The organism is Boseongicola sp., from assembly GCA_014075275.1.
Taxonomy (GTDB): Bacteria; Pseudomonadota; Alphaproteobacteria; order Rhodobacterales; family Rhodobacteraceae.
Genome location: CP046179.1, coordinates 3,533,346 through 3,545,819, shown reverse-complemented (window position 1 = coordinate 3,545,819; position 12,474 = coordinate 3,533,346). Strand labels below are relative to the sequence as shown.

Here is a 12,474-nt window from a genome sequence, read left to right as displayed (position 1 = left end):
CAGACAGTTTGGATGAGGTATCGATGCCTATGGCCGAACAGACATCACCGACACGCGACATTCCTTATGTCCTTGAAGAACAGGTCGGATATCTTTTGCGTTTGGCCAGCCAGCGCCACGCCGTCATCTTCCAAAAACACGCGGTCGAAAATTTGACGGCGACACAGTTCAGCACTCTCATCCGTGTATTCGAGGTTGGCTCGGTTTCGCAAAACCACTTGGGCCGTCTTGCCGCAATGGACGTCGCCACGGTCAAAGGTGTCGTCGACCGCCTGAAATCCAAAGGACTTGTGCAATCAGTCCCCGATCAGGTCGACAAACGGCGCTCGATTATCTCGCTGACAGCCAAAGGACAGTCCTTGATCAGTGATCTGAAAACGTCCGGAGTTCAGATCACCGACGAAACGCTTGCTCCGCTCACCGGTGCTGAACGCAGATCTCTGGTTGCTCTCTTGCGAAAAATCACCTGATTTAAAGGACTATCTCGGGTAACCGCATTGCAGGCGGCGTGTTCCGACTGCGCTCGCTGCGCACAACGCCATCGATGATAGTCATTCCCACGCCTGGCAGATTGCCCTGCTGAACAGACTCCAGCATCGTCTTTCCGGGTGAATGCTGCGCCTGATCCAACAACACGAAATCCGCCGACATTCCAACCTCGATCAATCCCACATCCAGCTCTCGTTGCCGCGCGGTATTGCCGGACCCAAAACAAAAAGCTTGCTCCGCCGGGACATTCCCAAAGGCCGACAGCATTGCGATCATCCGCAGAATACCCAACGGCTGAACGCCAGATCCCGCCGGACCATCGGTGCCCAATATCACCTGATCCAGTTTGCCCAACTCGCGCGCCGTATTCACCGTCAGCACCGCCGCACGCTCGTTGCCGTTGTGCACAATCTCAAAAGCCGCCTTACAGCTTTCGCATAGACAAACAATCTGATCGTCCGGCAGTGCCGAATGCCCACCATTGATATGCCCAATCACATCCGTACCGGTCTCCATGACCATATCGGCATCAATCAATCCGGACCCCGGAATGGAAGGACCGCCCGTATGGATCGTGCTCTGCATCCCATACTTGCGGGCCCACCCCACCATTTCTTGCGCCGTCTTGCCGTCCTTGACGGTGCCCAAACCAACTTCGCCCAACAGCTTCACACCAGCTTCCGACATCTCGCGGAAATCATCTTCGACCATACCGTGTTCGATGACCGGGGCACCACCATGTACCTTTACACCGGATGGACGAAAATTCTCGTACCAACGCTGCGATGCAATCGCCATCGCCTTCAAACCCACAACATCTTTCGGACGACCGGGCATATGAACTTCACCCGCCGAGATCATCGTCGTAACACCGCCATGCAGGGTGCTGTCGATCCAGTGAAGCTGCTGCTGGCGTGGTGTGTAGTCACCAACGACCGGATGCACATGGCTGTCAATTAACCCGGGTGCCAACGTCACCCCATTGGCATCGACAACACTGGTGGCCCCGTCGCAATCCAGATCAGCCTCACGTCCCCAGGCCGAAATCTTGCCGTCTGCCGCAACCATGCAATCACCATCAAAAATCGGCTCTTCCAGCTTCCCCGAAAGTATCTGACCTATGTTTTTAACGACAAGTTTGCTCATAGCATCTGCTCCCAAGCTCATTGCTATTCAATCTAACGACAATTCCGAACCCGCCAAAACGGGTTTTAAACACCCAAATACTGTTTCAGCTTTTCGGGGTCTTTCTTCAATGCGTCCCCGGTCATCGCATCAATGTCCCGGCCGTTCTCGATAAACGTTACCCGATCCGCCAGTGCCAGGATGGCATCCATTCTCTGCTCAACCAGTATGATCGCAAACCCCTCGTCGCGCATTTTCACAATGACCTGACGGATTTGTTCGATCATCGACGGCTGCAAACCCTCGGTTGGCTCGTCCAGCAACAAAACTTTGGGGCGCAAGCACAAGGCGCGGGCCGTGGCCAGCATCTGTTGCTCTCCCCCCGACAATGTGCCCGCCTGTTGGCCAAGGCGCTCGCGAAGCCTTGGGAACAACTCCAGCACCCATTCACGCGTATCCGGCCCCTGCTTTCGCGCCATCAACCCAATTTCAATGTTCTCAGCCACCGTCAGTTCGGGAAATAACCGGCGTCCCTGCGGAATATACCCGATTCCATGGCGCGGAATGTGATGCGGCTGCAAGTCCAACAAGGACTGCCCTTCCAGCGTCACGCTACCTGCAGAAACAGGTAACAAACCCATGATCGACTTTAATGTCGTCGTCTTGCCAGCGCCATTGCGACCCAACAGACACAGGATTTCCGACGCCTTCACTTTCAAGGACACGCCATGCAGTGTCTTCACCTGCCCATAAGCAACGTGGATATCCTTGACCTCAAGCATCCGCCGACGTTCCCAGATAGGCGGCTTCCACCGCCGCATTTGCCCGAATTTCGGCAGGTGTGCCTTCAGATAGGGTCCGACCATTGTCCAGAACAGTAATGAAATCAGCCGTTTCCATGACGACCTTCATATTGTGTTCGATCAGCAAAATCGTCGTATGCCCCGCCAGCGATCGCACCAGTTGAATAAAGTCGTCAACCTCAGTCTCGGCCAACCCTTGCGTCGGCTCATCCAGAATGAACACCTTCGGACGCTGGACCAACCCCATGGCAATCTCCAGCAGCCGCTGGTGCCCATAACTTAAATCACCAGCAATCTGATCTGCGCGGTCAGCAATACCAACGCGATCCAATGCCTGATGAACCACTTCTTCCAGCGACCCGTCTTGACCCGCCAAGGTTCGACGCGCCGCCAGAGCAACATTTTCATTCACTGACAATCCAGCAAATACCGAAGTAATCTGAAACGTATAGGCCAGTCCCAATTGAATGCGCTGATGCGCCGGCAAATGGCTGATATCTTTGCCTTCGAAAAAAACGGCCCCGCTGGTGGCCTCAGTGCGCCCGCTGACCATCCCGACAAAAGTGGATTTTCCAGCTCCGTTAGGCCCGATCAACGCCGTCACCATTCCCTGCGCCAACTGAAAATCAACGTCGCGGTTCGCCTCAACGCCCCCGTAGGTCTTCGTCAGCTTTCTTGTCTCAAGGATTGTCATGGCAGCCACCGATAAACTCGGTCGCGCAATGTGCCGATAAGGCCCTGCGGCGCAAACACCGTTAACAACACCAACGCCACACCAGCTACCAGCATGTAGGCATTCGTATAAGAGCTTGAAATATCAATCAGATAGAACATAAAGATCACACCAATCAACGGCCCGATCGTGGTTCCAGCACCGCCTAACAATACCCATAGCAAAGGGAATATCGAATATTGAACCGTGGAAAACGTTGCCCCGACATATCCAAACAACAACGCATATGCCGCCCCTGCCACGCCCGATACCGCACCTGAAATAACCAACGCCTTCAGTTTGTGTCTATGCGCGTCATATCCAAGCATCCGCGCGCGTTCTTCATTCTCGCGAATGGCGACCAGCGTCTTGCCGAATGGCGTTTGCACCAGTCGCGCGAACCCCAGAAAACAAACCGCAAACAGCGTAAACGCAGTGAAATATCGCGCCGTCTCGGTCGTCAGGTCGATGCCGGCAAGCGTCCGCTGCGCCTGTTGAATGACAAAGCCTTCATCGCCCCGCGTGTAAGTACCAAAGTAAAGCACCACCAGATAAGCAGTCTGCGCAAACATCAGTGTCACGATCATAAACGCAACACCCGCCGTCCGAAGTGCCAGAAACCCAACCGCCATCGCCAAAGCGCCCGCGCACAATATCCCAAACGCAAAGGCCACCGGCACTGGCCATCCGACCAGGTTTGTCGTCAACCCAAAGCCATACATACCGGCGGCGAAAAACATTGCATGTCCAAGGCTCAAAAGCCCTGTGTAGCCAAACAGCAGATTGAACCCCATCGCATAGATGGCCAACACCATGACCCGCGAAAAGACTCCAACATGATAGGCGGGCAATACAAAAAACAGCACGATCAGCAACGCCAAAACACTAAAATGTAGCACCCGTGATTTCGCCTCTTGGGTCATGACGTAGACCTGCCCAATAGCCCCTGCGGACGAAAGACCAAGACCATGGCCACAAGAAATGTCGCGATTATTTTCGCCAGCGTCGGCGAAAAGAATACCGATATGATCCCGTCGGCCATGCCAATGACAAGTGCTGCGATAATAGTGCCCGGCAGACTCCCCAACCCACCAATTATGACCACGATAAACGCCAGCAAAAGCGGATCATGCCCCATCAGGTAATGTGCCTGCTGAATCGGCACCACCAGCACGGCACCTAACGCTGCCAGCCCTGCGCCAAAACCAAAAACCCAGCTATAAACCCGCCCAACCGGCACTCCAAAGGCTTGTGCCGTCTCGCTGTCTTGTTGCGTGGCACGCATGATCAACCCGATCTTTGTGCGCGTCAGCAGCATCCAGATGGCCAGCAAAACCACAACCGCAGCCACGATGACGAACAGCTTGTAACTCGTCGTGCTCAGCCCCCAGGGCCAGATCATCTGAAATCCGTTCTTGCCAAACTCGAACCACGGCAGCGACAACCGGGTGTTAAACGGTGCCTCAACTGGCCTCGCCTCTGGACCAAAGGTCATTAGCGTTGATTGCTGGATGATGTACAGCATCCCGATGGTGCCGACGATGGTTCGGTCGGGGTCGTATTTGATCCGCTTCAGGATCAGTTGGTCCGCCCCCGCCGCCAAACACGCCACCAATACCGGCGCAATCACCAACGCGGCAACGAACCCCAGAGCAGGATGTCCGCCAATCAACGTCGTCACATACCAGGCCAAAACAGCGCCCAGCATGTAAAATTCACCGTGGGCTACGTTCACAACCCGCATCACACCAAAAACGATGCTCAATCCCATGGCTGTTAACGCCAGAATGGCAGCGATGACCGCCCCCTCAAGGGAGGCGAGCATCAAGTGTGGGCCAAAATCCATTGCAACTTTTTGCCTGTTTTATCAGAGCTTTGGATCAGATCAGAGCGCCTGGGTGGTATAGTCGACCTCGTCTTCGTAAAGACCGTCTTCAATCGACGCCGTATGCGCCACAACCAACTTGCCGTCCGTCACTCTCGAAATGTATTGACTGCCGAACGTCTGGTGCGTTTTGCCGTTAAAGCGCTTCGCCCCCTGCGGATGATCATCCGAATGCGGCATATCGGTCATCGCCTCAACCGCTTCAATCAGCTTGGCTCGATCTCCCGGCCCCTGATAATCGGCACTTTCCATTCCCGCTTTGATGATATTCAGCGTTTCCCAGCACCCAAACATATGGGCATAGGTGGACACATCCTTGCTATCAGCTACCGATGCTCCGCGATCATCAACACCAACCGCTGCACGGAAGTTCGCATCGAACGATGACTGATTTGCCTGCGCGTGACGCGGATTGCCTTCCCAGAAATAAGACCCTTCCAGAAATTCCAAACCCGGGCTCGTGATATCAACCGCTTCCAAACTGTCGATAAAGCCAAAAATCTCAGGGCTGTTCGGCCCAAAGAATTCGCCCAGTTCCTTCACAAACGTCAAAACCGCTGGACCCACCATCACATGATATACCACCTCGGTCTCGCGCGGGATCGATGGGAAGTAACGCGTGAATGATGTCTCAGACGGCGGAATGGCGATCTTGGCAACAACTTCGCCTCCCTGCGCCTCAATCGCCGCAGAAAAGAAATCGCGGTGATCATGGCCAAAGGCAAAGTCAGGATAAATCATCGTGACTTTCTTACCCAGATTATCCGCCACAAAGGGTGCCATTGACTGAACCTGGCTCTTCACATCCGTAATACCTGGCTGAAGCGTGTACCGGTTCAGCATACCGCTGGCCACGTGATGGCCTTCGGATACAACGAAATAAGGCAGTTTCAGTTCGCCCGCCCGCGGCGCCGACCCGATTACGACGTGGCTGAACAAGGTGCCAAAGGCCACATCACATTCGTGCTGGGTTGCAAACTTTTCCAGAACTTCGGCCCCACGTTTCGGGTCTGCGCCGTCGTCCTCGGTGATGATCTCAACGGGGCGTCCGTTGATCCCACCCATGTCGTTGATACGCTTAGCCGCTGCCGTCGTGGTCGCATCATACCAGCGTCCGTAAGCAGCGCCGATACCGGTCGCATGTTTCTGAAAACCGATTTTGATCGGCGCAGAGCTTTGCGCCTGCGCAAACCCAAGGCTTCCCGGCAAAATGCCCGCCGCAGAAACTGCCCCAACACCGGCACCAATTCCAAGCACCGCAGATCGACGACTGACGTTCATTGTTTTGGATTTCTTGTTGGACACGTTTCGGCCCTCCCTGAGATTTTCACGTATTCTTGTCTGTTGTTCTGCGTCGATTTTGTGTGTGTGCAAATGAAATGTCTACAACTTTCTCGCCTTCACGCCCCTCGCGGACTGGCCAAAAGCCATAGCCCGAACACAGTATAAGCGATCATCAGAACACTCAAACCGACTTGAACAAGGATCAGGTTCCGACGTCCACTGCAAAAGCGAGCGGCGATATTGTGGCTCATCAAAACCGCCAAAATATGCGAGATTACAACCGCACCTGCCTGCGTCAGCCAGATCATTTTCACCGTTCCCGGAGTGTTCAGAAATCCCGTCATCACGCGCAGCGTACCCAGGCCGAATAGGTTCCAACCTTTGGCCAACGGATCTGAAAGTGTCGACATAACATACTGTATTTGAACAAGAAAACTTACCAGATAATGTGCAACGTGATACCCAAGCGCAATTGGCAGTATCGTAATTGCCAACGAGGTAAACGCCTCTTGAAATCCAACTGGCCTGCCGCCGCCCGCCGCATTCAACGCAAACAGCCCGACCCAAACCGCCCCGGCAAAAACCGCAATCAAACTCGCGTTCGCAGCCAACAGCCCCAAAGCAGACGCACCAACAACCGCAGAACGCCCTGGAAACTCCAAGGGGTTAATGCCCAGAACGCCAAGCCACCAGAAGGTCTCCTGCAATCCGTCAAAACTGCCCGACGCCAGAATCATCAAACAAAAAGTAGCCCGGCTCAGATCCAAGGGCGCAAGCTCTGAACTTGCCCATCCTGGGAAGCCGATCCGCCAGCGCTGCCACATCTGACCCGCTCTTAGGCTTCCGATTAGCGAGAATAAGACCGTGAAACACTCAACCTGACGCAGCCACTCATCCCGACCAAAGACTGCCATTCCAGCAAAGTTGAACAGCCAATACGCAAGGATTACGCCTGCCAATCGGTCCGGGTCACTTGGCGCAATATCGGCCAGGACATAGATTTGAAACGCCAGGAACATTGCGACTGCTGGCCAGGCCAACAGCCATTTAGGCAACTGCAACAGCGGCTGGCCTTCGCCAAACATTAGCCAGTGCGCACCCCACCACGGGTTTAGCCACCTCCAGATGTCAAATATCAGGCCCTGAATTACGAACACTCCAACCCACCAGACGGTCCAGATTGTCAGGGGCAACAGATTGCTTTGCGGATCATTCGGCCCGTAAAACCCAATCCAAAGCAGCACCCAAACAGTGATCGTCGCCAACGCTGAACTGACCACCACCAGCCACGTCAGATCAGGCACACTGCCTTTCCCACTGCTCTGAAACAGCTTCGCCAATTGATGCGGTTGCACAAGGGTGACCAACACTATGGAAAGCATAACCGCCAGAGTTCCCCCCGCGGCGTAAAACCCGAGGGGCAACAGCAGAACAAACGCCTGCTCCGATGCATGCGCATAAAGTGGGCTCGCCGGTAAAACCCAAAGCGCCATTGCGAAAATTAAGGACTTTGCCGAACATGTCATTTCGTTAGACTACACACGACTTTTTGTGGCAGGGCAATTCATGATGAAGACCATCATAAAACTCATTGGGGTAGTTGCCGTTGCCGGGATCGTCTTCTGGTTGGTTCCGCGCGACCAAGGAACGGTCTTGGCATTAAATGGCAAAGCTACGCCGGTTCATGGCCAGCCAGGCTTGTTCATGGTCGCAATGACACTTGAAAACGAAGGCACTGCAACAACACTCACATCAGTAACTTCCCCCTCTGCCGAGGCCGTATCCATTATGAACCCCGGTCATATGGGCGACCCTCTTGTAATCCCAGCCGATGGCTCGGGCGTGTTGGCCATGGACGGCGCACACATCATGCTCCGCACGCCCAGCGAAGACTTCAGCGAAGGTGGTTTTCTTCCTCTCACGCTCAGCTTTGATGGCAAGGGCGACATCTCGACCCGGATCATCCACGCCGGAATGCAAGGGATGCAACATAGTTCCGGCAAAGGCATCAGCGAAACTCCGGCTCCAAGCGTTGGGCTCACATTGCCGAACAATATCGGCGGCGAAGGCTTCGATCTGACGGTAGACATCCAAGGACTGTCCTTGATCGAAACCCCTGATGGCACGCCGCACTTTACCGGTCAGGGTCACGCCCACGTCTATTTGAACGGTCTAAAACTTGGTCGCTTGTACGACGAAACCTACGCCATCGGAGCATTGCCCAAAGGCACATACACATTGCGCGTAAGCCTTAACGCAAACAACCACATGCCTTACATGGACGGCGACACGCCAATCAGCGACGCCGTTACCTTCACCATCCCTTAAACCACACGTATCGACACGAAAAAGGCGCGCTCGGGATTTGCCCATGCGCGCCTTTATAACAAGGTCACTCTTAAATTAATGCCGTCAGTTCTGCGCTTCCACCGGTGCAGCGCTCACCTTGCGCACTGCCAACAGACCGCCAAGTCCTATCCGCGTTGGGCTACTGGCCAAAGGCTCGCTTCCATAATCCGGATCAGTGCATAGCTCCGCATGTGCTTTATCCAAATGCCGCGCAGGTATCTGGGGGAAAAGGTGATGCACCAGATGATAACAATCGTTCAGTGGGAAAAAGAGATACCGCACTGCTGCCGGGGCCAAAATATTGCGGGACGCCCTCAACTCGTCCGTTTCCCCAACCAGTCCCGCGTGATCCAGACAATCCGTCCAAAAGTTCAGCGTCGGGAAGATGTAAAAGACCGGAACAAGCAGAAAGAAAACCGACGTCCACGGATTAACGATTGTGAAAGCAACGAATGCCACCAGAATTGCAATCTTAAAGCCAAAGAAGAAAGCACCATCATCTCGGGACAAGTTCACTCCAGAATACATGGGCAGATGTCGGCCCAGCAATGGTGTGATGAAATGGCGAAGAACCGTTCGCGGCGACAAAGGCTCGTGCAGACCGAACTTCTCGATCACTGCCATCTCATTGTCATGTTCATAATCGCCAAGATGCGAATGATGCGACAGGTGATCTTCCTTATATGTCTTGAAACACCCCGTCAGCAGGGCGGAACATAACCGGCCCAACGTCACATTATCCGGCCTGTAGTCTGAGAAAGATGAATGAGTGCACTCATGCACGATGTTGTTCAACCCACGCAATCTCGTGCCAATGAAGAACGACGTGGCTACCATCAAAAGAACCGTCGCCCACGACAACCCTAGCGACAGCAGATAGTCCCCTACAGCGATGCCGGCCACCGCTTGCGCGACATATCCACCAACCACCAGCCATGCCATGGCACGGGAATACTTTTGCAGCCCCATGAACCGTCGCATGAAATTTTCACGTACTTTTTGCCCCGACATCTGGCCCCCCATTGATCAGCGTGTCGCTTGTCCCAGCGCTAACCACAGGACATTTACTGTATTATTTCAAGCGCTTTTGTTGTTTCCAATTTTGAAACAGTATGGCTAATGCGGATCCGACCGGTTCCTTTACAAAAGTTAACAAAACATGCATAAGCCGACCTGCAATCAATAAGTTTTCCTAATGGAAATTGAGCAAACATGTTGCGTTTTGACTACGATTCCCTAACAGCTCTGGCAGCGGTTGTGCGCGAAGGAGGATTCGAATCGGCTGCAAAGTCTCTTGCGATCACCCAGTCCGCCGTAAGTCAGCGCATCAAAGCGCTCGAAGAAAAGGTAGGATCACTCCTAATTATTCGCGGCCGTCCATGCGTCCCGACCAAAATTGGGCTCCAGCTTTGCCGCCACCTGGAACAGGTCACCCTACTTCAACACGAATTGAATCAGCGGGTCGGAAATCTTGTCGACGGACCAGATCAATCCGCAGCAACCGTCCGCGTTTCTGTGAACAACGACAGCCTGGCAACCTGGTTTCCAGCCGTCATCAAGCGCGCCGCTGAAGACCTTAATATGCTGTTCGATGTCGTTCCTGACGATCAAGAGCATACCGAAGGCAGCCTGAAATCTGGTGACTCGCTGGCGATTATTACATCCAATGATCAACCCACTCAGGGATGCCGTCGCATTTCGCTTGGGGCGATGCCCTACATTGCCGTCGCCAATCGCCAATTTTTCGAGGAACACTTCGCCGACGGCGTTTCCCCACGCACTCTGCAAGGCACATCTTGCTTGGCTTTCGACCGCAAGGACACCATCCAGGAACAGTGGATGAACATTTGCTTTGGCGAAACGGTATCAGTAAAGGAACACTTCGTTCCGTCTTACGAAGGTTACTTCGCGTGCTGCTTGAACGGATCCGGCTGGGGGCTGGTGCCCGCGACTGCCGCACAAAAATTCATAGACGATGGTGAACTGATCGAACTGATGCCTGGCAAGGCCGTCGACGTCTCACTGCATTGGCAAGCAAGCACTCAGTCCAGCGAAATATTACGGCGTCTTGGCGAGGTCGTATTGGAAGAAGCGATGGAAGTCCTTCTTCCGGATTCTTACCGCCCCGAGTAAATCGACCCTAGGACACTAATTGACGTCTCACCCAGACTTTCAAAACCAATGCCCTCCCCGCGAAGGGGTGTTGGACTCGTTCCTGTTGACACCGCTCATTCCCGAATTGGTCTACGAAGATTTTGCGATCGTTACAGCCTCTGCACAGCTTCTACAGGGACTTTTCGGAAACACTTGGCCCGACGATCTGACGTTAGAGAAAAATCTCGTCGACCTCACACGTCATGACCGTGAATTCAAAGAAAGACATGCGTTTTCCTGGGTTATCCGAGCAAAATCCGGTGCCTATCTCGGCTGCGCCTATGTCAATCCCCGTCCGGATATGCGCGGCAAAGCAAAAGTCTTCACTTGGATTGCCGATCGCCCGGACCGTCTCACTTTGCTATCAAGTTTCAATGAACAGTTTCGGGCATGGATCACGCCGCAGCTGCCAAACGGCTATGAAACCGAATGGGCGTCAAACGATTTTTGACAGACCAGTGCAAATCGATGTTCAATCCAGGGCGGCTATCAATCCAGACGAATGAACCGCATCGAATATCGCGACCTTGGACACCTGACCTCCATGCGCCGCAATAATCTCTGACAGGTGTTCCAAAGCCTGAACGGCATCATCCCGCCCATCAGAAACAGACGTTTCAGAAAAGAATAAAACATCCCGCGACGCCTCGGTTACGGCAGATTTTGCACTGTCCCTCGTGTTGAAACCCCAGCACAATACTTCGTCGTTTTGCGCATAAACCACCAACTTCGGATTGAGCGGAAAGTCATCCGAACGGCCACCAAGCGGCGTAAACGCATCCTCTTCCGGGTTCGCCAGTCGCATGATCAAAGGCACAGGACTTAGGCGGTCAGCATCGTAAGCACCCATCGGAACCCGATGCAGAACCGAAACGGCATTGTACAGATCAACCACAGGAATGCCTATGTCCGCCATCTGGCCCTTCTTCGCTCGCTTCAACAGGGCCTCAATACTCGACAGAAACTTCGAGGGCTTCACACCCAGCTGCCCATAGGCCATCCGCCATCTCGCGATATTCGGTAAAGAAGAAAGCGGTTCAATCGCCGCCAATTCACTCACCGACGCTTCGATGCGCGGTCCTATACTTTGCAGTCCGGTAATCAGCGCACTCTGATCCTCAATCCGCGCCCGTATCGCAAGCACCTGGACTTCTGGAAACGCCTCAACCACGCGCGTGTCAATTGCAAACTCCAATGCGTCGCCCATGACGTAATCTCCAACTGCCCCTAATAGTCTCTAATTGACAGCAACAGGCAAACTAGCCAACAGACATCCCGCCCAATCGGCCGAAAAACCACCTGAAAAATTGTTGGAGGATGAGCCCTCCTGTAGGACAAGACGAAGCCGCTAAGGGCTTGGATCGAACTTCTTCCAACAGATGAGTCGCATTATTCTGCCGCAAGTTTTCAAGGCAACTCTGCCATCGACAATCAATCAAATCGTCATAATCGGTTTTTATGAAGTTTTGGCCTCTGACGCCGCAGCATTTGGGACCGCCGAACGGGGGATCGCAACCGAAGAAGTCAATATATTCATTGGTATCCTATTTTTTGTGTTCTCGCATAGCCTGTCTCGCTATGGCACAAATCTTTAAGGCCGGTCTGCCCAGTGGGATCAACGCTAGCGGCCAGTAGTGATCAATGGTGCGGCACATAGCGAACGTTCAATCGGA

The 12,474-nt window shown here is 53.7% G+C and carries 14 protein-coding genes; 5 read left to right on the top strand and 9 right to left on the bottom strand.

Annotation, left to right across the window (positions count from 1 at the left end; translation table 11 throughout):
- Nucleotides 1–23 precede the first annotated feature (23 nt).
- The gene (locus GKR98_17715) at nt 24–470 is read left to right on the top strand and encodes a MarR family transcriptional regulator (GenBank protein QMU60162.1); all 447 of its coding nucleotides are present in this window, start codon (nt 24–26) and stop codon (nt 468–470) included.
- A gap of 1 nt (nt 471) precedes the next feature.
- Here GKR98_17715 and GKR98_17710 read toward each other — a convergent pair whose 3' ends face one another.
- From GKR98_17710 to GKR98_17680, 7 genes are all read right to left on the bottom strand, one after another.
- Nucleotides 472–1,656, bottom strand: coding sequence for an amidohydrolase family protein (locus GKR98_17710; protein ID QMU59850.1), 1,185 nt, complete (start codon nt 1,654–1,656; stop codon nt 472–474).
- A 44-nt stretch (nt 1,657–1,700) separates the two neighbouring features.
- A complete protein-coding gene (locus GKR98_17705; GenBank protein QMU59849.1) occupies nt 1,701–2,396 on the bottom strand; it encodes an ATP-binding cassette domain-containing protein in 696 nt (231 codons plus the stop codon).
- Nucleotides 2,389–3,111 (bottom strand): ATP-binding cassette domain-containing protein, encoded by a 723-nt coding sequence (locus tag GKR98_17700; protein ID QMU59848.1) that lies wholly within the window; start codon nt 3,109–3,111, stop codon nt 2,389–2,391. The genes GKR98_17705 and GKR98_17700 overlap by 8 nt, the downstream gene beginning before the upstream one ends.
- Complete coding sequence (locus GKR98_17695; GenBank protein QMU59847.1) at nt 3,108–4,052, bottom strand: branched-chain amino acid ABC transporter permease; 945 nt, start codon at nt 4,050–4,052, stop codon at nt 3,108–3,110. The genes GKR98_17700 and GKR98_17695 overlap by 4 nt, the downstream gene beginning before the upstream one ends.
- Entirely contained in the window at nt 4,049–4,975 is a 927-nt protein-coding gene (locus tag GKR98_17690; protein QMU59846.1) for a branched-chain amino acid ABC transporter permease, read from the bottom strand. The genes GKR98_17695 and GKR98_17690 overlap by 4 nt, the downstream gene beginning before the upstream one ends.
- A gap of 39 nt (nt 4,976–5,014) precedes the next feature.
- Nucleotides 5,015–6,295: an ABC transporter substrate-binding protein gene (locus GKR98_17685; protein ID QMU59845.1), complete on the bottom strand. Its 1,281-nt coding sequence runs from the start codon at nt 6,293–6,295 to the stop codon at nt 5,015–5,017.
- 119 nt (nt 6,296–6,414) lie between these two features.
- The gene (locus tag GKR98_17680) at nt 6,415–7,791 is read right to left on the bottom strand and encodes a hypothetical protein (GenBank protein ID QMU59844.1); all 1,377 of its coding nucleotides are present in this window, start codon (nt 7,789–7,791) and stop codon (nt 6,415–6,417) included.
- 73 nt (nt 7,792–7,864) lie between these two features.
- Here GKR98_17680 and GKR98_17675 point away from each other — a divergent pair, with 73 nt between their 5' ends.
- A complete protein-coding gene (locus GKR98_17675; protein ID QMU59843.1) occupies nt 7,865–8,626 on the top strand; it encodes a copper chaperone PCu(A)C in 762 nt (253 codons plus the stop codon).
- Between the two features lie 84 nt (nt 8,627–8,710).
- Here the strand turns inward: GKR98_17675 and GKR98_17670 are convergent, their stop codons facing one another.
- On the bottom strand, nt 8,711–9,670 hold the full coding sequence (locus GKR98_17670; protein QMU59842.1) for a hypothetical protein: 960 nt from the start codon (nt 9,668–9,670) through the stop codon (nt 8,711–8,713).
- A 189-nt stretch (nt 9,671–9,859) separates the two neighbouring features.
- Between GKR98_17670 and GKR98_17665 the strand changes: the two genes are divergently transcribed.
- Nucleotides 9,860–10,780, top strand: coding sequence for an ArgP/LysG family DNA-binding transcriptional regulator (locus GKR98_17665; protein ID QMU59841.1), 921 nt, complete (start codon nt 9,860–9,862; stop codon nt 10,778–10,780).
- A gap of 67 nt (nt 10,781–10,847) precedes the next feature.
- Entirely contained in the window at nt 10,848–11,252 is a 405-nt protein-coding gene (locus tag GKR98_17660) for a hypothetical protein (GenBank protein ID QMU59840.1), read from the top strand.
- A gap of 21 nt (nt 11,253–11,273) precedes the next feature.
- On the opposite strand, the gene GKR98_17655 is transcribed toward GKR98_17660, so the two are convergent.
- A complete protein-coding gene (locus tag GKR98_17655; GenBank protein ID QMU59839.1) occupies nt 11,274–12,008 on the bottom strand; it encodes a hypothetical protein in 735 nt (244 codons plus the stop codon).
- Between the two features lie 172 nt (nt 12,009–12,180).
- On the opposite strand from GKR98_17655, the gene GKR98_17650 reads away from it, so the two are divergent.
- Nucleotides 12,181–12,396: a hypothetical protein gene (locus GKR98_17650; protein QMU59838.1), complete on the top strand. Its 216-nt coding sequence runs from the start codon at nt 12,181–12,183 to the stop codon at nt 12,394–12,396.
- The last annotated feature ends 78 nt before the right edge of the window (nt 12,397–12,474 follow it).